Raw genomic sequence first — 22,298 nt, 5'->3', positions numbered from 1 at the left:
GCCTGCCGGTTAAGCTGAAAATCAAAGCATCAATGATGCTAGACTGTTGGAAGGGCTCATCAGTTTGACAATAAGATAAGTAATTACGCTATTTTTGATAAATAGTACATGGATGTGTATAAAATAATTACACTTAAAAGCACCATGCTTGTCTATATGTCTCAGCGCGGGTTCAGTCGCCGCCAAGCGGCCGGGTCCTGCTGACTGCCGGGTTTTTCCCAGATGCCGCGCCGGTCCCGTTTCGCCTCGGTTTGGACCTGCCAGTAGACCGGCGAGTCGTTGTATTGCTCGTACACGACTGCCCGTCCCTGCCGAACCATTTCCAGACCGACGTCGCGCTCGCCGGCAAAGACTTGGGCAACGGTCCGGCCATAGCGGTCCTGATCCATCACCCGCAGGTTGATCGAGCCGAATCGAGGCAACAGACCCCGCAGCGCCTCGCGCGAACGACCGCCCCAAGGTTCCTGCTTCATTTCCGGGGCATCGATGCCGAACATCCGCACTTTGACTTCGCCGCTGGGACAACTGGCGGTGAGGGTGTCACCGTCGTAGACCGATTTGACGGTGCAAACCAGTTCCGCTCCCTTGGTGGTCGCCGATGATGGTGCTTTGGGTTCATGCAAAAAATAACTGACTGCGGCGACGGCGACCGCCAAGCCGCCGATCATCCAGGGCGAGCGATTCTTGCGGCGGCGGTTGCGATTGAGTTCACCGCGCAGCAGGCTTTGTAGCAGTTTCAGTAGTTCTTGTTTCACGGAGCTTGTCGGCGTGATAGGCGAGATGCTCGCCGATGAAGGTGGCGATGAAGTGATAGCTGTGATCGTAGTCTTCTTGCCACCGCAGGGTCAGCGGAAAATCGCGGGCGGCACAGATCCGTTCGAGCGACGCCGGATGCAACTGCTGGGCGAGGAATTCGTCGGCGGTGCCTTGATCGATTAGTAAGGGAATGGCTTGCGCGCCTTCCTCGATCAATCGAACGGCATCGTAAGTCACCCAATCCTCACGGTTAGGGCCGAGATAAGCCTTGAAACAGCCTTGCCCCCAGCCACAGGCCATCGGGTGACAGATTGGCGCGAAGGCGGAGACGGAGCGGTAACGTTCCGGTTCCCGCAACGCGCAGATTAGTGCGCCATGACCTCCCATCGAGTGGCCGGTGATGGAGCGCGCTTCGGTAATCGGCAGATTTGCTTCCACCAGCGCCGGCAGTTCGCAGGTGACGTAGTCGTACATCCGGTAATGCCGCGCCCAGGGTGACTGCGTGGCGTTGACGTAGAAACCGGCGCCTTGACCGAGATCGTAGCGTTCCGGTACATCCGGCACCTCCGCGCCGCGCGGGCTGGTGTCGGGAATGACCAGCGCCAGCCCCAATTCCGCCGCGTAACGCTGCGCCCCGGCCTTGACCCGAAAATTGTCGTCGGTGCAGGTCAGGCCGGACAGCCAGTAGACCGCCGGCACCTTTTCCTGCGCCGCCGCGGGGGGCAAATAGACCGAAAAGGTCATGTCGCAATCGCAGGCTTGCGAACGGTGGCGGTAGCGGTTCAACCAACCGCCGAATTCCTTGATCGCTTCGATGTGCTCCACCGGCGGAATTCCCCTAGAAAATGATGACGGAACGAATGCTTTTACCTTCGTGCATGAGATCGAAGGCGGTGTTGATGTCTTCCAGCGGCATGGTATGGGTCACCATGCGGTCCAGTTCGATCTGACCCTGGAGATAGTTTTCCACGTAGCCGGGCAACTGACTACGGCCCTTGACCCCGCCGAAGGCCGTGCCTTTCCAGGTGCGGCCGGTGACCAGTTGGAACGGCCGGGTCTGGATTTCCTGGCCGGCTCCGGCCACGCCGATGATGGTGGAGACGCCCCAACCCATGTGGCAGCACTCCAGGGCTTGCCGCATGACCTTGACGTTGCCGATGCACTCGAAGGAGTAGTCGACGCCGCCGTTGGTCATCTCCTTGATAGCCTCGACCGCATCGCCGCCGGTTTCGGCTGGATTGAGCGTATCGGTCGCGCCCAAGGCGGTGGCCATGGCGAATTTGTCGGGGTTGAGATCGACGGCGATGATGCGTCCGGCCTTGGCCATCACCGCACCCTGAATCACCGATAGACCGATGCCGCCCAGCCCGAACACCGCGACCGTCGAACCCGGTTCGACCTTGGCGGTGTTCAGCACCGCGCCGATGCCGGTGGTGACGCCGCACCCCAGCAGGCAGACCTTATCCAGCGGCGCGGCCGGGTTGATCTTGGCCAGGGCGATTTCCGGCACCACCGTGTATTCGGCGAAGGTCGAGCAGCCCATGTAGTGAAACAAGGGCGTGCCCTTGTGGGAAAAGCGGCGGGTATGGTCGGGCATATAGCCGGTCCACACCGTGGCGGCGATGGATTGGCACAGATTGGTTTTGGTGGAGTGGCAGTATTCGCACTCGCCGCATTCGGGGATGTAGAGCGGAATGACGTGGTCGCCGGGTTTGAGCCCCTTGACGCCGGGGCCGCATTCGACCACCTCGCAGCCGCCTTCATGGCCGAGAACGCAGGGAAACGCGCCTTCCGGGTCGTCGCCGGATAAGGTAAAGGCATCGGTGTGGCACACGCCGCTGGCCACGACTTTCAACAGCACCTCGCCTTCCTTGGGGCCTTCCACATCGATTTCTTCGATCACCAACGGTTTCTTCGGCTCCCAGGCCACGGCCGCGCGTGCTTTCATATGAGCAGTTTCCTCTAGAGGGGTTGGGATGACGACGCGCTTACTTTGCCGCTGCCAGTGCTTGTTCCAGATCGGCCAAGATGTCGTCGATGTGTTCGATCCCGATGGACAGCCGTACCAGATCCTCGCTGACGCCGGCTCTGGCCAACTCGTCCGGCGACAATTGCCGATGCGTGGTTGTCGCCGGATGGCAGGCCAGCGACTTGGCGTCGCCGATGTTGACCAGCCGGGTCACCAGTTGCAGCGCGTCGATGAACTTGGCGCCGGCTTCGCGACCGCCCTTGATGCCGAAACTGAGGATGCTGGAGCCGCGTCCGCCCATGTATTTGTCGACCAGCGGTTTTTCCGGGCTGTCCGCCAGCGCCGGGTATTTGATCCAGGTGACTTGCGGATGATCGCGCAGATATTCGGCGGCCTTGACGGCGTTCTCGCAGTGGCGGTCCATCCGCACCGGCAGCGTCTCGATGCCTTGGAGGATCAGGAAGCTGTTGAAGGGCGAGATTGCCGCGCCGGTATTGCGCAGCGGTACCACCCGCGCCCGGCCGATGAACGCCGCCGGTCCCAGCGCCTCGACGTAGACCACGCCGTGATAGGACGGATCGGGCTCATTCAGCCGGGCGAAGCGTTCTTTGTGCTGGTCCCAAGGGAAATGGCCGGAATCGACGATGATGCCGCCCAAGCTGGTGCCATGGCCGCCCATGTATTTGGTCAAGGAATGGACCACGATGTCGGCGCCGTGTTCGAACGGCCGGCATAGATACGGGGTCGGCACGGTGTTGTCCACGATCAACGGTACGCCCTGGGCGTGGGCGACGGCGGCCAAGGCACCGAAATCCACCACGTTCGCCGCCGGATTGCCGATGGATTCGCAAAATACCGCCTTGGTCTTGCCGTCGATCAAGCGGCCCATGGCGTCGATATCGCGATAGTCGGCGAAACGCGCTTCGATACCGAAGCGCGGCAGGGTATGCGCGAACAGATTGTAGGTGCCGCCGTACAGGGTCGAGGTGGTGACGATGTTGTCGCCAACCTCCGCGATCGTCATCAGCGCGTAGGTGATGGCCGCCGAACCGGCGGATACCGCCAGCGCGCCGACCCCGCCTTCCATGGCCGCGACGCGCTGTTCGAGCACGGCGGTGGTGGGGTTCATGATCCGGGTGTAGATGTTGCCCGGCACCTTCAAATCGAATAGATCGGCGCCGTGCTGAGTGTCGTCGAACGCGTAGGACGTGGTTTGATAGATGGGAACGGCAACGGCCTTGGTGGTGGGTTCCGGGGTATAGCCGCCGTGGATGGCGATGGTTTCGATTTTCATTGGTTTGTATTCCCTTCAGTGGTCGTGGGCCTGCAAAGTCTGGACGGGGGAATCAGGAAATGTCCAGTAGGACGGCGCTGCTGGCAAACCGCGCGTTGGCTCGATACAGTATAACTGATCAGATTTTCTGATTTGCGGAGGGGCAGAGACATGACCATACAGACCATCACCGCCACCGAGGCCGCACGGGCTTTCTCGGAATTGTTGAATCGGGTGCGCTACGCGCATCAATCTTTTGTCATTCTGCGCGGTGGCGAGCGCGTCGCGCGCATCGAACCCGCTTCCGCGCCCACCGCGCCCACCGGTGCCGAACTGGATCGTCTGTTGGCCGACGCCATTCCTCATCTGGGCATGGAGGAAGCCGCCTGCTTCGATGCGGATATTCGGGCGGCCAGGGCGCAACTGGACGGATCGGAACGATCATGGGATTGATTTTGGATACCAATGTTCTGATTCAGGCCGAACGCCAGCCGGGCGGTTTCCGTTTCGGTGATTACGAGACGCACGGCGGCTTGTATCTCAGCGCGATTACCGCTTCGGAACTGCTGGTCGGCGTCCATCGCGCCAATACCGCCGAGCGACGGTTGAAACGTCTCGCATTCGTGGAAAGCATTCTGGCGGCGATACCCGCCTTGGCGTTCGATCTGGAAACCGCGCGGCTTCACGCCGGCATGATCGCCGCGCTGCCCAAAAATCTCACGGCGAGCGCCTTCGATTCGCTGATTGCCGCCACGGCCTTGCGGCATGGGTTCGCCGTGCTCACCGCCAATCCCGCCGATTTCACCATTTTTCCCAGCCTGACCGTCATCGCAGTCCAGCACTGACCACGCCATCGAACGACCGCCTTGTTGGCGGTATCTCAGGGGGTGGTCGTGAACAACCCAGCCAGCGCCTGCAACACCAGCCAGGCGTAACCGGCCGCCAGCAGGTCGTCGAACATGATGCCGAAGCCGCCGCCGATGCGTTGATCGGCTCGCCGGATCGGCCACGGTTTGAGAATGTCGAATACCCGAAACAGGACGAAGCCGATCACGATCCACAGCCAACCGGCTGGCGCGGCGATCATGGTGACGAAATAGCCGACCACTTCGTCCCAGACGATGGCCGGGTGATCGTGGACGCCTAAGTCACGCGCGGCGCGATCGCAGATCCAGATGCCCACTATGAAACCGATCGTCGTCAGCAACAGATAAGCCCACAGCGGCAGCGGTTGCGCCAGCAGATACAGCGGAATCGCCGCTAGTGTGCCGAAGGTGCCGGGCGCCTTGGGCGCGCAGCCGGAGCCAAAGCCGAGGGCGAGAAAGTGGATGGGATCGCGAAAAACACGGGCACAGGGATTTACGGCTTTGTTTCCCTGAATAGGAGAAGATGGGGTTTGATTCATGGTTATAGTGACTCCGGGCCTTTGGCGGGTGACGATATGTCAGGCTTAAGTAAGATGTGGCGATCTTTTTCGGCGGAGGGGATAAATGATGGGTCCGTTAGCGTGGCTAGGGATTGTTTTCGCTTGAGTGTACACACTTATTTTGCAGTGTGATCATGGAAAAGAACTTCAAGGCCGGGCTGCATGGTTTTAATGCCTGGTTTGTATAAATAGCAGCTTATTCTTGCGTAATTGTCTAAGTCACTATTGACAAGGCAGGTTTGCTCGTAGCTGTCACCATCTTCTGTGAATCTGATCCGCAATACTTGCGCATCACCACCGGCCGCAGACTCGATAGCTGCCGAGCCTTTGACTGATTTTCCGTTGATCTTACGCTCAACAATCAAATGATCTTTGATGGACCTGATTTCTACTTTGCCAAGATACGTCTTATTCGTATCCAATTCTTTGCCCACGAGTATGTATTTCCCTTGGACCATCATTTCCATGGGTGCCGTGTCGCCTAAGGAAAGTGACGAATAAATGACTAATAAGAATGTAATGTTCTTTTTTCATATCTCGTGTGTGATGCCAAAAATTAATCAATTAAAAATTAAATGTATAAACGAATTTTTTCGCAGGCCAAATTGACTGCTGAGTTCATCTCTACAGGTACATAGTTCGATTAGTCCTTTTGCGGTACCCTTGCTTACAGTGAAGGCTGAGCCTCTGTGTTCCGGTTTGGGATGAATACCGGCAGCGAGGGCTTGGGCATTCATTTGGTTGCGCAATGGCTCAAGGTCTTTGCCGTCGAGTGGTGGAATGTGATGGAGTACCGTAAACCACCGACCATCGGCTAGTGGTAATGAGAATAAGTGTGGATGAGGTAAATTGCTCAAAAGTGCGGGATCATAATGGGATACAGGTGTGATGTAGCATTCCAGTGAGACGCTGTGGCCTGTGGGAGGAATAGGTAACCACTCGACAGCATTCAAGTTCTCGGTCGCGTTGATAACGCGTAGCTCTGTTTCTGGAATTCGAACTTGAAAGATATGTAATGCACTTGTTCCATGTGGGCGAGGGATAGACCACTTGATGATATGACGATCGGCGTTTCGTCTGCCAGGCACTTTTTTTAACTGTCAGGTCCCGCGAGATTATATTGACATTAGGAGCCGCCGTTTGCTGGAATCGCGGCGGTTCTTACACGATCTGATTCTCGCGCTACGGAGGCCCTGATGGAGATTCGCCTGCACGCCAACGCCACCACCACGCCCAAGCAACGAGCGTACATCCAGCAATCGACTCGCCCGGCGGCCGAACTGGCGGTGGAGATCGGAGTGAGCGAGACCACGATTCGTCGCTGGCGAGCACGGGACACGGTGCGGGATCGCCCGCACACGCCGCACCGCTTGGCGACGATCCTGAATCCGCTGCAAGAGTTTGTGGTGGTGGAGTTGCGCAAGCTCTTGTTGCTGCCGCTGGACGACTTGCTGGTGGTGGCTCGCGAGTTCGTGTGTCCCGAGCTGTCGCGCTCGGCGTTGGATCGCTGTCTGCGCCGCCACGGCGTGGCCCGCTGGCGGACCTGTTGCCGGAGGCGGAAGACCAACCCCCGTTGCCCAAGACCTTCAAGGATTACGAACCGGGCTTCGTGCATGTGGATGTGAAGTACCTGCCCCGAATGCCCGACGAGGCCGAACATCGCTATCTGATCGCCGCCATCGATCGCGCCAGCCGCTGGGTCTATTTCGAGATCCAACCCGACAAGTCCGCCGCCACCGCCGCCGGCTTCCTGGAACGCCTTTTTTGCGTGCCAAGGCACCGTTCGTCATTCGCACCGTGCTGACCGACAACGGGAAAGAGTTCACCGACCGCTTTTGCGCCACCGGCGAGCGCGAACCGACGGGCCAGCATCGCTTCGATCGCAGGTGTGCCCAACACGGCATCGAGCATCGCTTGATCAAACCCAAGCATCCCCAGACCAACGGCATGATCGAACGCTTCAATGGTCGCGTCGCCGAGGTCTTGAAAAGCACCACGTTCATCTCCGCTCGCCACTTGGAAACGACCTTGCAACAGTATCGGCATCTCTATAATCAGTACATTCCTCAGAAGAATCTCGGCCATGTCACCCCGGTCGACAAACTGAAGGAGTACTACCGCGTTAAACCCGAACTTTTTCAAAAAAAAAACCTATTAATCATCCGGGACCCGACAGCTATGAATGAAACAGTTGACGGCGAAGGAGTGGGGCCATGATCTACGATGCGTTGGATCCATCCATCGCGCTGGACCGGACCGCCGATATAGCGATCGTCGGATCGGGTCCGGCCGGCATCACGCTGGCACGCGTGCTGGGCACTCAGCGTGAGGTGTTGCTGCTAGAAGCCGGGGGCAGCGAAACCAGTGCATCTAGCAACGATTGCCTAGCTGGGGAGGTCAGCGGTCTTGACTATCCGCTGAATGAAACGCGAGCGCGACAGTTTGGTGGGGCAACTGCACTTTGGGCGGGGTATTGCGCGGTGTTCGATCAGATCGACTTCGAGGCTCGACCGTGGGTCAGCTACAGTGGCTGGCCGTTTGACATAGCGGAACTTACGGAACACTACCCGGATGCAGCGAAACGCCTTCACATTGCGGACGCCTGTTTCGACCTCAAAGCCTTCGAAGAATACGGCGAACCATTCCTGTCGCGACTCAATGCTAATCACTATCATCTAGATATCTGGCGATTTGGTGAATCAAAAGCCGATTTTGCCCGTGAGAACAGGGATTTTCTAGATCGTTCCTATTCGGTACATGTGCTGACTAACGGATGCGTGATCAGCATTAATCTGACCGACGACGGCGGATCCGTCTCCAGCCTGAGTATCCATACCCTGTCAGGAGCTTCAGGCACTGTTCGTGCTAAATATTTCATTCTTGCCGCCGGAGGCATTGAAACCCCGCGGCTGATGCTGGCATCGAGAGACCTATGTGATAAAGGTGTCGGAAATGCGCACGATCACGTCGGACGATGGTTCATGGAGCATCCACACGTTTCCATTGAAGGAATAGAAATGGCACCGAACCCAGCGCTTTCCAGGTGGACCGGGGTTACGCAGACCGGCGATGGCCGCAAGTTCACGTACTGCGCTGGGCTGCGTCCCGACGCGCAGGCTCGGCTCGGCGTATTGAATGCCAGGGCGCATTTCTACAGGACACCCGCTATGGCTGCGGATGCGGCACCGAGAGTCGGGTTGTTCTTCGAACAGGCTCCCAACCCGGCCAGCCGCCTGACCTTGACGAACGATAAGGACGGGTTCGGGCTGCCGCGCGTGTGCCTGCATTGGGACGTTTCTAATATCGACAGGCGGTCACACCGGATACTTGGCGATTTGCTGGCTGACGATCTGATACACAGCGGCTCCGCCATTCGCATAGGCCCGATCCATGTATCCGACAGAATTCTGTATTCTAATCATCAGCTGGGCACCACCCGGATGTCAAAGCACCCGCGTGATGGCGTCGTCGATGAGAACTGCAAGGTCCATGGCATTGATAACCTCTATATCGCTGGTGGGAGCGTGTTCCCAACGGTCAGCTGGGCTAATCCCACCGTCACTGTGCTAGCCCTGACGTTGCGCCTCGCTTGGCACTTGGTCAACCGCATTTTGCGTAGTTGATGCGCTTCTGGTGATCGCAGGTTGCGTAGCTTACCTCTTGCGGATCACGAGGTCTCCGATGATTAGATAATGTAGTCACGAGATATTAGCCCATAGGGCGATACACCTGATCTGGACTGCCGCGAGGAATGATTTTGAGTTTTTGGCATATCTTGTGGCGATGCCGCGCCATCTTTTCAGGTGCAGGAAAGCGTTTTTCGACCAGATGGCGGAGTTTATAGAGCTCCTCATCGTAAGGCCGTTGTTCGGTTCGGTTTTTCCTTGGCGGGATAACCGGCTCCATGCCCTGGTCTTTGGCCTGTTTTTATGACGGCGTCGCTGTCATAGCCTTTATCGGCCAGCAGATAATCGGCGTTTATGCTTTCGATCAAGCGGCCTGCCTGTGTGCAATCCGCTGTGGTACCTGGTGTAATAAGGACTCGGACCGGCAGACCATGCGTATCCACGGCCAGATGTATTTTCGTGTTGAGCCCCCTTTTGTACGGCCCATCTCCTGATTTCCGCCTTTGGCTCCGGCGGCGTGGGGGTGGACTTTGCAATGGCTGGCGTCGATCATCAGCCATTCGTAATCTGGATCGTCGATCAGGATTTCCAGTAGCTTTTCCCAAATTCCAGCATCCCGCCACCGGATAAAACGGCGGTGCGTGTTGCTCCACCCGCCCAGATCTGGCGGCAAATCGCGCCACGGCGCGCCCGTGCGCAAAATCCAGAAACGGCGTTGATGAACAAATGGTTGTCTTTCACAACGCCGCCCCATACGCCCTCGCGACCCGGAAGACGCGGCTCCAGTAACGCCCAGACCTTGTCCGAAATATCGTGCCTTCTATGCATTGCTTTCATGCCAACCTCCTTTCCGGTCAACATGATTCTCTCATATTTCAAATCTCGTGACTACAATATCAGGGCAATCGCGCTATGTGGGGAGTTGACAACGGATGGAGAGACTGGATAAGGGGTGCTACCGATCTTGTGGAGCTTTCCCATGCAACCTTGCCTACTCGACCCACGCCCCTATTTTGCCGATCTACCCGATCCGCGTCGCGAGACTCGGAACAACCTGCATTCCCTGCAGGATATTTTGATGATTGTGCTGTGCGCGGTACTCAGCGGGGTCGAGGATTGGGTGGGCATGGAAGCGTTTGCCGAAGAGAAAGTCGCGTGGCTGCGGGGCGGTCTAGGGTTATCGTTGTCCAATGGGATTCCCTCGCACGATACCCTGAGTGAGGTGATGGGACGAATCGATCCGGTCGCGTTTCGGGCGGCGTTCACCACTTGGGCAACGACCGCGTTGCCACGTTTGGCCGGTGAGCAGGTTTGTATTGATGGTAAAACCCTCCGGGGCAGCCGCGAGGGGACAAACCCGGCGGTCCATCTGGTCAGTGCGTTTGCCGGACAAGCCCGCTGGGTGTTGGCGCAGCAGGCCGTCGCCGAGAAGTCCAATGAGATCACTGCGATTCCCGATCTTTTGACGTTGCTCGATCTGCAAGGTGCCATCGTTTCCATTGATGCGATGGGTTGCCAAAAAGCCATTGCGCAAACGATCATCGAGGCCGGGGCGGATTATGTCTTGGCGTTGAAGGATAACCATCCGACCTTGTGCGAAGACGTCCAACTCTGGCTCGATACCGAAATTGCGCGCGGGCGCCTGCCGGTCCAGGAAACCATCGAGAAAGCTCATGGGCGCATCAAGATTCGGCGCTATGCCCTCAGTCGCCACCTTGACTGGCTGGACGCCAAACCCCATTGGGCGGGACTCCAGGCGGTCGGGCGCGTCGAGTCGACGCGGATCATCGGCGAAGACGTTAGCACCGAATGTCGCTACTTCCTGTGTTCGCTCATCAACACCGCTTCGCCGCCGCGGTCCGTGGCCACAGGGGCATCGAAAACCAGCAGCATTGAGTTCTGGATGTGCAATTTGGCGAAGATGCCTGTCGGACACGGCGCAACCACGCCGACCAAAACTTGGCGCTCGTCCGCCGCATGGCCCTGAATGTGCTACGCCATAACGGTCCCTCGCGCGATAGCCTCCGCCGTCGCAAACTCCGCGCCGCCCTCAACGATGAGTACCGGTTGTGCCTGCTCCTCGGCCAGCCCAGTCCAACGACCACATAGCGCGATTGCCCTGTGGAAACCCCTTACCACCTATCAGTTCCTCATGACGGGGCAGATCCGGTAGAAGGCTGTCCATTACACAGATCTTGATCCGGGGTTTAGGGAGCAGTGGATACTGCTGGCGAATTCGCTGAGGGGAAATCCTTAAGCCGTGCCCGCGAGGGGAGCCGGGCGCTGATCGCGAGACCGAACGATCGGGATTGGACGCGCGTGTACAGCCGAATCCGCGGTCCGATCTGGGTCCCCCGCGACAGCGGCTACCCAGTCGGACTCCCGGTCTTTCCCGATCACGTCCACCAGTTGAACTGGGGTCTGGCCGGGATGGCCATGTTGAACGGAGCCGACGCCAAGATCAGGCGATTCAAGTTCAGCGCGCAAAACGAAGGGCTGTTTCCACCACCGGCCTGAACGGACAGGCGTCAACGCTCGCGAGCCACCAATTGGGTCATTATTACATAATACGTAACACGTTATTTATCAACAAAAAAGCCGACCTCTAGAGTTCTGATAATTCATTTTATCGGAACTAATGAGGTGCGCTCAGCGCGCCAGCGGGACCGGGTCGGGCACAACCCTGCGGTGGACCTCTGGCCGTCCATCCCTGAGGTTTCGGGTTGACCCCGGCCCCGAAGGCCAAGGGCATTCCCGCCGATAGCCGATGCTGATGCCTTTGATGACGATGTAAACACTGGGTTCATCCAACCCTGGGGTGGTGAGTCGGCGTCGATCCCCGGTCTCGCCGAGGGTATCGCCGAGCCGGCACGGCGGTGGTTCAGCCGAAATGCCGCGAATCCCTCAGGCGTCCGGATCAAAGAAGTAGTGCCAGGGTTCGTCCGGCGCGGTCAGGGGGCCGTGGAAATGGGGCGCCACCGCCATCGCCGCCTTCAGCTGGGCGGCGAAGCCCGAGGAACGCCAGTTCGCCGCGCCGCCCGCGCCGTGCAGTTTCTTGCCGGAACGGTCGTGTACCCGAAAGTCGATTGCCCGCCCGGTCCCGTGCGCCGAGAGTCCCGGCGCCGCCACCGTAATCGTGCCGGAGCCCTTGAAGCGCTTCTTCAGGAATTCGATGAAGCGGGCCACCGCCTGGAAACGCTCCGCCTCGATCAGCCCAATCGTCGCCGGCAACAGGGCCGCCGGCCAGAACAGCAGCGCCGCCGCCGAGAGGGCCACCAAGTCCGGCCCGCCATGCCCGATCTGGAAGGCGTGCTGCCCCGTCACCGGGTCGATCACGTCACCGAGGTCGGGATAGCGGGGCGTGCCATCCTTGGCCTTGCGCTTGATCTCGACGCGGGCCTTGGTCAGGTATTCCGGCGCATTGGTCTTGACACCGGCATTGTGCGTCCAGCCCCAGATCTGATCACCGAGATCGCGATGCTCGGAGCCCGCCTTCAGGCGGTGGCCTGGATTGGCGTCGTTGAATTTTTTGATCACCTGGGCGATCTCGCTCGCCTGGAGTGCATGCGCGGGCGTGGTTTCCCAGTCGCTGACCTCGTCCTTGGACCAGACCCAGCGGTCGGCGATGAACGCCGCGCCCCGATCGGGATCGCTCAGCACGTGCACGAAGCGGTGCAACGCGAGTAGCCTTTGGTCAAGCGCCTTGATCCGCGGAAACAGGTCCCGGATTTCACCGGCAAACAGCATGAAGCGCGCCGCGTCGAGGTAGTGTCCGATCAATAGATCGTTGGCTTTCGTGCCCATGGCGATCCCCTCCGGGTCTGGTGGTGGAAGGCGTTAGGAGTTGTCATGGAGCCAAAGGTAGACGAACCCGCGTTCCAGGTCTCCTCCGAAGCCAATAACGGTGCCACCTTCCTCGTATCCGACCTCCCGGATGGGTCCGGTGTTCTTCCAATCTTGACATTGCGCATACCCGACACTTAACTATCAAATGTCTAGTCAATATGCATCATATATTTTTTTTCTGCCACATCAGGTTATGGAAATTGCATAAATTTATATTATTTTTTGACCATTAGTTATATTCATGATACGCAAAATTTTTTATATTTGTGTTGGTGGTTTAGGAGCCTTGCATGATCCATAATCGGCCACAATCCTCAGACCCGACAGCCCCTGTTCAGCCATGAAGTCGTGGTGAATTTGATCGCAGGCACGACCACTCGGACGGGGCTGAAGATTGAAGCCGAACTCGATACCAACGCCTACCCGCAAGGAATCCATGTGACCGACTAAGAACTTGAAAAGATCAAAATTGAGAGGGCAGACTTTCACGGTGAATGGAATTACACCATCCTTCCGTCCACATGAAACTTGTACAGGTTATTTTTTGACAGGTCCATAATAAGTGGAGCTGAGCTACACTCGCTGGAACGGTAATCGGCCTAATCGCCTGCAAGCGCTCATGCGCTTTCCGGCATCAAACCAATTCCGCTTAGCTCCGCTACAAGGGCTTCCCGTTACGTGTTGTAAATTTCTTGCTGGAGCGATTCATCCATGGAGGGTCTCGGTAACATGGGTATTCAGTGGAGTGAACTGGACCCCGAGGCGGATCATTGACAGCGGACCCCTGGTCGTGGCCACTCGGAACCTGTCCACTGTGGCCCCTGATCCACGTCGGGGCGAACCGGCTTCAACAGTCTGGAATCCATATTGAGCAAATAATAACTCCGACAGGTTCCTAGAGCCCAAAAATACCTAGAGTTGGTAAAGAAGATGGGGTCTAAAGGGCGACCGCATCTCAATTGTTCTAGTGCTCCCATGTTTCGTGATCAAGCCTCACAATATGAAACGCTACGCGCGGCTGGAGGTTATATTTATGAAGACGAAAGAGTCTCCGCAACAGATCGCCAGTAAGCTATACCTCTCGATCGCGCTTCTCAAGGAATGCAACTACAAGTGCGCCTACTGCCACCCCATGGGAGAAAGCAAGGTGACTTACGGGGAGAACTTAACACAGCGGGAACTTGAGGAGGTGATTGATGCCGCCGTGCGATCAGGAATCAAGCGCTATCGATTCACGGGGGGTGAATGCACGCTCCTTGCCTGGTTTGAGGAAGCCCTAGTCTATGCTCTCAAGCGGGCCCCCGACGTTCATGTGAACATATGCACCAATGGTTCACGATTGGGACGGCACTTGGATCTCTTGGAAAAGTACCGGGATCGTGTCGGAATCCGGGTGTCCCTCGACTCGACGAATGAAAACCATCGGCAGGCTGGCCTATACAAGATTCTCACTCACAATCTGAAGGAAACCCTGGTTGAGCTGTCCCGCAGAGGCATCCGAACCCGATTTAACACCGTTATCACAAGCATCAACAGGAAGGAACTGGATGCTCTCGCCGATCTGGCAATCTCGCTGGGATTCGATCTTAAGCTGCTTGATCTTTACATGCAGGAGGAGTACATCGCCACTCGCGACGCTTCTGGTGCGCACGCGCAGGAAGATTCTAATCGCGCCATGGAGTACTGGCGCGAGAACTATGTGGATCTAAATGACCTCATCCCGGAAGTGCAGCGCATTTCCGACAGAAAGATCGATAAATACTGCGAAGATGGCGGCTTTGGGATCCCCATGTACGCCTACGAAACAGGCGGGGCCCGGATCATCTTTAAAGACTCGACGCGAGGAAGCTTCTTTCACCGAGAGGATTGCATGAACCGTTGCCGATACTATGGTTTGACCTGCCAGGAGGGCATCTACACACCGCACGTTTCCTCGAACATGATTCTGCACGTGAACGGATGTCATAATCCTGCTTTGCAGAAAAATCTCCGCAGCCGATCGGCAGACGAGATGCTGCAGGCGTTCCGCGAATTCCTCTCTCTGTTCACCAATCTGCAATACGTGCCGACGCCGCCGCCCCCTCTGTCATATCATGTTAATAGGGTCAGGAAAGAGGCGGCATGCTGAGGCCTTTCGACTATGTGTTGGCGCGGAACGGACTTCTGTTCGTCGTCAATAACCATGAGGAACAGGACGGACATATTGTGGCGGTTCCCAAGTACGCTCCGTTCCGGTTCGAGCCACAGAAATTCCAGGGCAAGACCTGGCACATGCTGGGAGAGGAATGGTCGCGTGTTTCGGATCCGTTCGCCTTCACCGCATCTCTGCCGGCCGGACTCCGGAATCGGATGCGGGATTTTCACTCCTGCGCCGGCGGATACCTCTTAACACGTATGGATATCGTGGAGACCTTCAGGGCAACGGATGGGCCCGCTCGTCTCCAGGCGCGCCCTAACAGTTCGGAAACTTCAATTAGCCGAGCGGCCAATCGGCTGGTGGATCTAGTAACGGAAGCCGTTCCGCAACACGCGCTCGGCCTAACCGGATCGCTGCTTTTTGGCGGGGAGATTGAGGACTTCTCGGATATCGACCTGGTCGTGTACGGTTCGGAACATTACCTAGCTCTCACCGACCATCTGCGCCGACAGACCAGTTCCGCTGTCCGATTTCGGACAATCAGGGAATGGAAGGAGTTCCATGACCGGTACGCGGTCCGTTCAAACCTGACCCGGGAAGAGTTCGCGCGCCACATGGCCAACAAGGCGGATCAAATCTACTTCGACAATATCTCGGTATCCATTTTCGCCGTGAGGACCTATCCGGCCGATTTCGAACATCTTGGTCGATTCCCATGGGAATCGACCGGCTCCCTGCAGCCACACTGTGTTACCGGTACGGTCCTGGACATTTCGGAGAGCATGTTCCTGCCGGCTGTCTATCTGATCCGGGAACAGGAGACAGGACAGATGCTAGCGTGCCGCTCGGATAACCGCGCCGAAATTTCTCAGGCACGGGTTGGCGACCGCATCGAGGTATCCGGACATGTAAATCCCGGCAACACTGTGGAATGGATCAGGACCGGATCGTCCGGATCCATTCGTCTGACCGAGCCGTCCAGCTATCCGGTACTAGTCTCTAGGAACATTGCCTACTCTCACCCGTTTCTTCGTGCCGAGAACGAGTCGGCCGAGGTGATCTACCGCCGCAGGAATCGGGATCTCGCAACACTGTTTGACCCCCGTCAACTGAAGCTTTACGAACTCAACAGGGGGGCGATGCTCATCTTCGAACTGTCCAAGGAGGGCCGGTCCGACCAAGAGATCCACCGGGCACTGATCGCGGAGCGTATCCACATTCCCGCACGCAGGATCGCGAACTTCATCGGCATGATTAAAGCTAAGGGGTTCCTGCCATGATCGTCTCCGAGTCCCCTTCCCGCCCGGTGATCAAAGCGTTGTTCCTCAGCCCCCCCTCATCCCCCTGAAGGACAGCTTCGCGACCCAGAGGCAGGCCCCCCTCTCGCTCCTGAACGCGATCCGGAAGGTGATCGGACTCTGCGAAGTTGTCCTGCTCGACCTGGCTTGCGGGGTCGACGCCCAGCGATTGGATGCCGTCCTGTGGGAATACAAGCCGGACCTCATCGGCATCACGACCATGACCTACAACTACGCGTCGACTATCCGTCTGATCGAAACTATCAAGACGAGGCGTCCTCAGGCCAAGATAGTGGTGGGTGGGATCAACATCAAGCATCTCGGAGAAGAGGTGTTCCGGACCACCTTGGCCGATTATATCGTTTTTTGGAGATGGCGAAGACGTCTTGGAGGAGTTCATTCTCAACGGGCTGTCTGCCGATGGCCTAGCAGGAATAGTCTCCCGCAGCGGCAAGGGGACCCCTACGATCCGGCACGCGAAGGATATCAACGGTATCCTGCCTTACATGTTCAGCGAGATCGACAACTATCGGGATACTTTCTTCCCGCTTCTCACCCAGAGAGGATGTGCCTTCCAGTGTGTGTTTTGCTCCATGTCCCGAAGCCGCACGCGATTCCGGTCGGACGATGCTACCTTTCACGAACTGAATTACCTGTACCGGAACGGAATCCGCAATATCTTCATCTCCAACGATACGTTCAACCTCGATTTACGTTGGGCGAAGTCTTTCCTGCAGCGGATCCACGAGGACTACGGGGGACTACTTCAAAATCGTCGTCAACCTGCGGGCTAATGCCATTGACGACGAACTGGTCGAGCTGCTGAAAAGCGTCTCTTGCAAGAGGGCGTTTCTCGGCCTAGAGTCCGGATCTGATCGGATATTGGAGAACATCCGTAAGGGGGAAACTGCGGCTGATATGGCTGACGGAGTGGCGAGACTCAAGAGAGGTGGGATAGAAACCAGCTGCTCTTTCGTGATCGGTCTCCCCGGCGAAACAGCCGACACCGTTCGCGAAACAATCTCCTATGCGAGGGATATCGATCCTCACATGGTCGTGTTCAATGTCTGTATCCCGTTTCCCGGAACTCCCATCTACGAGGACACCGACCAGTTCGATCTGATCATCCATGATCGGATGTGGTTCCTGAAAGGCATCCCGAACAAGCCGATCATATCAACCTCTGGCCTAAGTCGGACGGAGATTCAGCAGATGACTGCTCTCTGTTACAAAGAGTTCTACGGAGGATGAGAGGTGATCGACGCTGTTCTGTTCGACGCATATGGGACGATTTTCGACGAAGGCAAAGAGAGCATACCGGTCATATCGCGGGAAATCGTCGAAAAGCATGATCCCGGAATCTCCGCTGACGAGTTTTTCCAACAATGGAAAACGATCTATCTGGCAATTGAAAACACCGTCTTCTTGCAGAAACGCTCCTATCAGACCATCAGAAGCATGAACATAGAGAGCCTCTCGCAGATGTTCACAAGGCATGCAATCAAAGACAATCCAGAGTTGTATGTTGATCGGCTCTTTCGTCGGTGGAGCTACCCCGATCTGTTCCCCGAAGTACAATCTGTACTGGCCGAACTTCGTGCTTCGCATGTTATTGGAATCATATCCAATACCGACAACTTTACGTTGGTATCCGCCCTAAATCACGCCAGTATCGAAGTCGACTACGTGCTGTCGTCCGAGGACGCGCGATCTTACAAGCCCAATCCTGAGATCTTCCGTCGCTGCGAAGCGGATCTGGGTCGACGAGGAGAACGTCTCGCCTATGTCGGAAACTCGGCCCATGACGTGACCGGCGCCAAGGGCGCGGGCTGGTTGATGATTCATGTGAACAGGAGAGGCGATAACCTGAAGGATCTCGGTTATGTGCCGGACCATGAGATATCAACACTCGATCCGGTGTCTAGAATCATCGGGGAGATGGCTGGCTGAGTGTGTTTGAATGTCTTCGACAATCATGATCGTGGATAGAACCATACCCGCAGATCGAAGCTCATGCCGACCGATATTGACCATCGGCGTGGTCGCGTTGCGTCATGAGCTTCAACAGCTTCAGGAACTGATAGACAGCCTTGCGCCGGTGGATCCTCGCGAGGCGGAGATCCTGATCGTCGCGAATGAATTCGACCCGCCCGCCGGAATGCACGCTTCCGTGCGGATCATAAAGGAGTCCCGGCGGCTGAGTCTGGCAGCGGCGAGAAACCGGATCATCGAGCGGGCAATCGGCGCGTGGATTCTCTTCACAGACAGCGACTGCATCGCGGATCGGCAGCTATGGCAGAATGCGATTTCGGTTGGGCAGCGGGCACAGCCCCAGGTTGCAGCGATTCAAGCGCAAATCGACGGATCTGCCCAGACCGGAATCGCGCATTGGGAGCAGATACTAGATTTGCACGCTCTTTTCGCCCGACGCAACGGGCGTCATGTAGCGTGGCACGAGGAACCCGTCGAGCTTCAACCGGGTGGGCCAAAGGAAATACTCTGCCTGCACAACACGTTCATGGTTCGACGTCGGTCGGCGATGGTCTGCGGAGGATTCAATGAATGTCTCGGAGGAGGATCGGATCGCGATCTGGCCGCATCGATTTTGGAGTGCGGCGGCAAAATAGTCTTCGAACCTGCCCTAAGGGTCGTCCATCGATCCTCCTACACCGTCTGGTCGGTCCTCGCTCGGAAGTGGCGTCATGGGCGAGGCAGGGCCATCAATGCCATTGTTCACTCAAAGACCTTTCGTTCCCCGTTGCAGGATATGGACACTCTGGGTCAGATGCTGAGACCGCCCCCCTATCTGGCTGGTCCGTCATGGAGAATCTACTACGCGTTGACTGTCGCCCTGTCACGGCTCAGCGCATCGGGTCATTACCTCTATTTCAGATTGATTAGAAAACGTTTTAATGGAAACTACCCGTTCCGTCGGCATAGAGAATTATGATGGGGATTGCGGTTGGAATTCTGTGTAACGCCAAGTGCTCTGTCTCCGATTCCTGGACCGCTGACGCAACTTCTCAAGTTCCTGTAAAATCAAGTTTGCCATCGGGGTGGCAGGTCCACGAAATAGTCTTCGAGTCTTAACTGAGCGATCTTGACTGCAAAACGCTGGAACTTGCCGAAATCGGCTCCTTTTCCTAGCTTGCCCCGAAGAATCTCTTGTACTGCTAGCCACTGGTGATAGTCTGGCTCATCTGCATGAGACTTAAACATGACAGTTCCTGGTTTAAAGATTGCCAGTGTGGATTCTGGAGTGATGCCATCAAACAAATACCCATATGCACTTGGATTAGCATCTTCTGTCAATAGGCTTGCGACATCAACGATACAAGCTCGACAGACACAACAATTGCCTCCGGTTTCATCACGCCAGCAGCTTCTCAAACTCACTGGCTGTCGAAGCCTAACGATATAGCGAATCTTTTCCAAACGCGTCCAGTTGTCACACTCTGTCATTACTTCAGTGTTCGACCACTGAGTGAGGCCGTCTACGGTTGGATGTGAGCCCCATGGGAGGCCGTACACATATTCGTCAGTTGAGGCAAACAGTACTTTGTCGAATCCTTGGGCCACGGAGATTGGTGCCACCAGTCCTAAGAAACCTAGCCCATGCTGTAGGTAGCTCCACCAACACCATAGCCCCTTCTTAGCGAATTTCTTCCGCAAATTTGAATAGTTTAGAATTCTCTTGAAATTTGATGTAACTGAAATATAGGTCTTATCATGAATCCTGGCGAATGCAGCGTTTTGCCGAGAGACCTTTTGCCATGCCTTACGGTTCCCTAAGTCAATATCGGCACCATATACCGTTACGATAGCATCAAGCCAGCTTCGGTTTTGAAAAAAACGTGAAAGTTGAGTCGACACCCCCGCTGAACAGCAGTAACCCTCGGTTTCGCGGGTCTCTGGAGTCCGTCTCGAGAAGACTGTCTGCGACGATTGTGCCGGTAAATTGGTAGTTAGGATAAAGATTCGCAAACGCGTTTCGCAACTTTGGCAGCACCACCGCCAGCCTATTATCAAGAGAACTTACCCTCAGTTCCGCATTCGTAAGCCAAGCAAGATGACAAAGATTTAAGACTGTCGGAATGATCAATATCCCATCTGAGAGCGTCTCAATGCTAACCGAATATTCGTTAATCAATGTCTTACAGCGAAAGAAAAAAGTCCAAATCATCAGATGGTTCTATCCCTACGGTGACAGAATGCGAGTCTTTGGAACTGATCGTCAAGCAAATTCTAGGACGGTCTGGCGCGATCACGATCTGTACCACGTTTTGATATAAGACGAATTTTTTCCATAGCTATTGTCAACAAGAGTACAGTCCTTTCTCATTATCTGTGATAGTATAAATCCATGCAAACGGGAAGTGACAATATTTCTATATTGACTAAACAATTTAATAGCCATGTCAATTCCATAATCCATGAACTTATACCACTCTGTGAACCCATCCACTTGGCGCCGCAGTTCAAGCATTCTCTGTCGATCACCGTCTTTATAAAGATCTGGCCAATCCATGGGCGTTGCATTCGGACTAAGACCCGCATGGGCTTCGTAGTTAAGTTCATTATCGCGACGAAGGAGGTAGAGCGTATCGTTTCTTGCGAGACTTGTAGACGGAAAGAAGCAGATATGGTGCGCCATATCAGGCGCCAGGAAAACCTTCTGACTAAAGGCTTGCATAATCGACGCGCTGACAGAGTCCCGTGCGAACAGGACCAAATGCTGGTGTTTACTAAAGACTTTTTATCGACTCGAGTCGCTTGCGATCATCTTGAAAAAAAAGCAGTTTGTGGAAGAACGACAATTCTGTGGTCTGGAAAGCGGCGGACAACTGCCTCCCTGAATTTATGATTTTGGGGATAAAGATCCCCAAAATTGCCACCGCCCTGCAAAACGATAATGGTTTTTTCGTGAATGTCAATTTGGTCTGGGAAATCTATAAGATTGAAGCGGCCAACGACAGAAATAGTGTTATTTGCAAAGAAGCATTCCGTGCCCTTCGTAATCAGATGATCGCCAATATTCATGTGATGGGGGATAATCGAGGAAAAGCACCTTCGATCCTGGTGGTATGGCAGCAAGAAGAGTTTTAGCACATAGATTTAGATCCAATCAGGAATCCTCAAATTTTATTTGCTAACATTTATATTAGACACTTCCATTATCATATCCTCGTCTGCACGTATCATCCAATGATCATTGTATTGATTTATGTAAAAAAAAAGCGCCATTAGGCACTGAAAATCCAATCTGAAAAACGTCTGAATTTCCTCATATTATATTCGTTGACCTTATTATATCCCAAGAACTTAAAACAGAGCATAGCAAACCACGTACCATGTCCAAAAATTATGGTTTTATCTGGGTAATTTTGTAACTCATTATCTATAAAGCTGCAAACTCGATTGTTAAATTGCTTGAATGATTCATTATTACTGCCATATGGTGCATCTAAGTTAGATTTGCTCCAATATTCTTCTACATATTCATTTGCTTTGTCCTTATTCATGCCTAAGCTTTTGGGGCGTTCAAATTCGCTAATTATATCGCAAATATCATATTTTTTTTCGAATCCTTTCACAATAAAATTTGGCAGTTGCCTTAGCTCTTTCAAGAGGAGATACAATTATCTTTGATGCGTCTTCTGGTAGCAAGGCAGCTATCAGTCGAGCTTGAGATTCTCCTATTGGTGAAAGTGGATTTTTTTGAATACTCCATTGTGACATCAATATCAGCGTTACCAGCGTTATAAGGGCTCTGACCATGCCTGACAAAAGTGATTGTTTTAGACATCTAAACCTCCAGTTTCGTATTGCCTAACATTTGTACCCGTCATTAATTCCGTTAAGCTTTCAAGACAGCATTAATTCATGACCAATTCGAGAGTCGCTTCATGCTCGGCTTATAATAATCTGCCCACCACAAATCCAATTGCATTTGACAGGTTTGAGTTT

At 55.2% G+C, this 22,298-nt stretch carries 22 protein-coding genes and 5 pseudogenes; 14 read left to right on the top strand and 13 right to left on the bottom strand.

The window, feature by feature from the left end; translation table 11 throughout:
• Positions 1-161: 161 nt before the first annotated feature.
• From E4P82_RS23160 to E4P82_RS08275, 4 genes are read right to left on the bottom strand one after another with little or no spacing between them, the layout of a single operon-like run.
• Positions 162-755, bottom strand: a complete 594-nt coding sequence (locus E4P82_RS23160) for a thermonuclease family protein (protein ID WP_169248448.1) — start codon at positions 753-755, stop codon at positions 162-164.
• Positions 709-1,581, bottom strand: coding sequence for an S-formylglutathione hydrolase (gene fghA / locus E4P82_RS08285; RefSeq protein ID WP_169248447.1), 873 nt, complete (start codon positions 1,579-1,581; stop codon positions 709-711). The genes E4P82_RS23160 and fghA overlap by 47 nt, the downstream gene beginning before the upstream one ends.
• Positions 1,582-1,594: 13 nt before the next feature.
• The gene (locus tag E4P82_RS08280; RefSeq protein ID WP_169248446.1) at positions 1,595-2,704 is read right to left on the bottom strand and encodes an S-(hydroxymethyl)glutathione dehydrogenase/class III alcohol dehydrogenase; all 1,110 of its coding nucleotides are present in this window, start codon (positions 2,702-2,704) and stop codon (positions 1,595-1,597) included.
• 40 nt (positions 2,705-2,744) lie between these two features.
• A complete protein-coding gene (locus E4P82_RS08275) occupies positions 2,745-4,019 on the bottom strand; it encodes a bifunctional O-acetylhomoserine aminocarboxypropyltransferase/cysteine synthase (protein WP_169248445.1) in 1,275 nt (424 codons plus the stop codon).
• Between the two features lie 150 nt (positions 4,020-4,169).
• Here E4P82_RS08275 and E4P82_RS08270 point away from each other — a divergent pair, with 150 nt between their 5' ends.
• Together E4P82_RS08270 and E4P82_RS08265 are read left to right on the top strand one after the other, a co-directional pair.
• Complete coding sequence (locus E4P82_RS08270) at positions 4,170-4,451, top strand: type II toxin-antitoxin system Phd/YefM family antitoxin (RefSeq protein WP_169248444.1); 282 nt, start codon at positions 4,170-4,172, stop codon at positions 4,449-4,451.
• A complete protein-coding gene (locus E4P82_RS08265) occupies positions 4,442-4,843 on the top strand; it encodes a PIN domain-containing protein (RefSeq protein WP_169248443.1) in 402 nt (133 codons plus the stop codon). The genes E4P82_RS08270 and E4P82_RS08265 overlap by 10 nt, the downstream gene beginning before the upstream one ends.
• A gap of 35 nt (positions 4,844-4,878) precedes the next feature.
• On the opposite strand, the gene E4P82_RS08260 is transcribed toward E4P82_RS08265, so the two are convergent.
• Complete coding sequence (locus E4P82_RS08260; RefSeq protein WP_169248442.1) at positions 4,879-5,403, bottom strand: phosphatidylglycerophosphatase A family protein; 525 nt, start codon at positions 5,401-5,403, stop codon at positions 4,879-4,881.
• A 137-nt stretch (positions 5,404-5,540) separates the two neighbouring features.
• Positions 5,541-5,858, bottom strand: coding sequence for a hypothetical protein (locus tag E4P82_RS08255; protein ID WP_169248441.1), 318 nt, complete (start codon positions 5,856-5,858; stop codon positions 5,541-5,543).
• A 762-nt stretch (positions 5,859-6,620) separates the two neighbouring features.
• Between E4P82_RS08255 and E4P82_RS08250 the strand changes: the two are divergent.
• Both E4P82_RS08250 and E4P82_RS08245 read left to right on the top strand, forming a co-directional pair.
• A pseudogene (locus tag E4P82_RS08250) lies at positions 6,621-7,610 on the top strand (IS481 family transposase).
• A 27-nt stretch (positions 7,611-7,637) separates the two neighbouring features.
• Positions 7,638-9,047 (top strand): GMC oxidoreductase, encoded by a 1,410-nt coding sequence (locus E4P82_RS08245; protein ID WP_169248440.1) that lies wholly within the window; start codon positions 7,638-7,640, stop codon positions 9,045-9,047.
• A gap of 75 nt (positions 9,048-9,122) precedes the next feature.
• On the opposite strand, the pseudogene E4P82_RS08240 reads toward E4P82_RS08245, so the two are convergent.
• Positions 9,123-9,887, bottom strand: a pseudogene (locus E4P82_RS08240) (IS5 family transposase).
• A 142-nt stretch (positions 9,888-10,029) separates the two neighbouring features.
• Between E4P82_RS08240 and E4P82_RS08235 the strand changes: the two are divergent.
• Together E4P82_RS08235 and E4P82_RS08230 are read left to right on the top strand one after the other, a co-directional pair.
• Positions 10,030-11,037, top strand: a complete 1,008-nt coding sequence (locus E4P82_RS08235; protein WP_420887078.1) for an ISAs1 family transposase — start codon at positions 10,030-10,032, stop codon at positions 11,035-11,037.
• Positions 11,038-11,369: 332 nt separating this feature from the next.
• Positions 11,370-11,567, top strand: a complete 198-nt coding sequence (locus E4P82_RS08230; protein WP_169248439.1) for a hypothetical protein — start codon at positions 11,370-11,372, stop codon at positions 11,565-11,567.
• A gap of 387 nt (positions 11,568-11,954) precedes the next feature.
• Here the strand turns inward: E4P82_RS08230 and E4P82_RS08225 are convergent, their stop codons facing one another.
• Positions 11,955-12,854, bottom strand: a complete 900-nt coding sequence (locus E4P82_RS08225) for a M15 family metallopeptidase domain-containing protein (RefSeq protein WP_169248438.1) — start codon at positions 12,852-12,854, stop codon at positions 11,955-11,957.
• Between the two features lie 366 nt (positions 12,855-13,220).
• Here E4P82_RS08225 and E4P82_RS21960 point away from each other — a divergent pair.
• The 8 genes and pseudogenes from E4P82_RS21960 to E4P82_RS08190 all read left to right on the top strand — a co-directional run.
• Positions 13,221-13,421: pseudogene (locus E4P82_RS21960) on the top strand (ISAzo13-like element transposase-related protein); the annotation flags it as partial.
• Positions 13,422-13,929: 508 nt separating this feature from the next.
• Entirely contained in the window at positions 13,930-15,024 is a 1,095-nt protein-coding gene (locus E4P82_RS08215; RefSeq protein ID WP_169248436.1) for a radical SAM protein, read from the top strand.
• Positions 15,018-16,313: a hypothetical protein gene (locus E4P82_RS08210; protein WP_169248435.1), complete on the top strand. Its 1,296-nt coding sequence runs from the start codon at positions 15,018-15,020 to the stop codon at positions 16,311-16,313. Before E4P82_RS08215 ends, E4P82_RS08210 begins: the two co-directional genes overlap by 7 nt.
• A gap of 127 nt (positions 16,314-16,440) precedes the next feature.
• Positions 16,441-16,686 (top strand): annotated as a pseudogene (locus tag E4P82_RS23600) (cobalamin-dependent protein); the annotation flags it as partial.
• Positions 16,687-16,717: 31 nt separating this feature from the next.
• Positions 16,718-17,125 carry a radical SAM protein gene (locus E4P82_RS21955; RefSeq protein WP_246327449.1) on the top strand — a complete coding sequence of 136 codons (408 nt, stop codon included), beginning with the start codon at positions 16,718-16,720 and terminating at the stop codon, positions 17,123-17,125.
• Complete coding sequence (locus E4P82_RS08200) at positions 17,007-17,582, top strand: B12-binding domain-containing radical SAM protein (RefSeq protein ID WP_312914452.1); 576 nt, start codon at positions 17,007-17,009, stop codon at positions 17,580-17,582. The genes E4P82_RS21955 and E4P82_RS08200 overlap by 119 nt, the downstream gene beginning before the upstream one ends.
• A 3-nt stretch (positions 17,583-17,585) precedes the next feature.
• A complete protein-coding gene (locus tag E4P82_RS08195) occupies positions 17,586-18,281 on the top strand; it encodes an HAD family hydrolase (RefSeq protein WP_169248432.1) in 696 nt (231 codons plus the stop codon).
• A 76-nt stretch (positions 18,282-18,357) separates the two neighbouring features.
• Positions 18,358-19,281: a glycosyltransferase gene (locus E4P82_RS08190; protein WP_169248431.1), complete on the top strand. Its 924-nt coding sequence runs from the start codon at positions 18,358-18,360 to the stop codon at positions 19,279-19,281.
• An 89-nt stretch (positions 19,282-19,370) separates the two neighbouring features.
• On the opposite strand, the gene E4P82_RS08185 is transcribed toward E4P82_RS08190, so the two are convergent.
• The 5 genes and pseudogenes from E4P82_RS08185 to E4P82_RS23585 all read right to left on the bottom strand — a co-directional run bounded on the left by E4P82_RS08185 (position 19,371) and on the right by E4P82_RS23585 (position 22,070).
• Complete coding sequence (locus E4P82_RS08185; RefSeq protein ID WP_169248430.1) at positions 19,371-20,204, bottom strand: hypothetical protein; 834 nt, start codon at positions 20,202-20,204, stop codon at positions 19,371-19,373.
• A gap of 391 nt (positions 20,205-20,595) precedes the next feature.
• Positions 20,596-21,072 (bottom strand): annotated as a pseudogene (locus E4P82_RS23595) (polysaccharide pyruvyl transferase family protein); the annotation flags it as partial.
• A 38-nt stretch (positions 21,073-21,110) separates the two neighbouring features.
• Entirely contained in the window at positions 21,111-21,371 is a 261-nt protein-coding gene (locus tag E4P82_RS23590) for a polysaccharide pyruvyl transferase family protein (RefSeq protein WP_420887077.1), read from the bottom strand.
• Between the two features lie 203 nt (positions 21,372-21,574).
• Positions 21,575-21,958 (bottom strand): histidine phosphatase family protein, encoded by a 384-nt coding sequence (locus E4P82_RS08170; RefSeq protein WP_246327448.1) that lies wholly within the window; start codon positions 21,956-21,958, stop codon positions 21,575-21,577.
• Positions 21,900-22,070, bottom strand: a complete 171-nt coding sequence (locus E4P82_RS23585; RefSeq protein WP_169248426.1) for a histidine phosphatase family protein — start codon at positions 22,068-22,070, stop codon at positions 21,900-21,902. Before E4P82_RS23585 ends, E4P82_RS08170 begins: the two co-directional genes overlap by 59 nt.
• Between the last annotated feature and the right edge of the window lie 228 nt (positions 22,071-22,298).

This window comes from Candidatus Competibacter phosphatis, from assembly GCF_012939995.1.
Lineage (GTDB): Bacteria > Pseudomonadota > Gammaproteobacteria > Competibacterales > Competibacteraceae > Competibacter > Competibacter phosphatis.
Note: the sequence above shows the minus strand (reverse complement) of the source record. Positions and strands in the feature narration are given on the sequence as shown.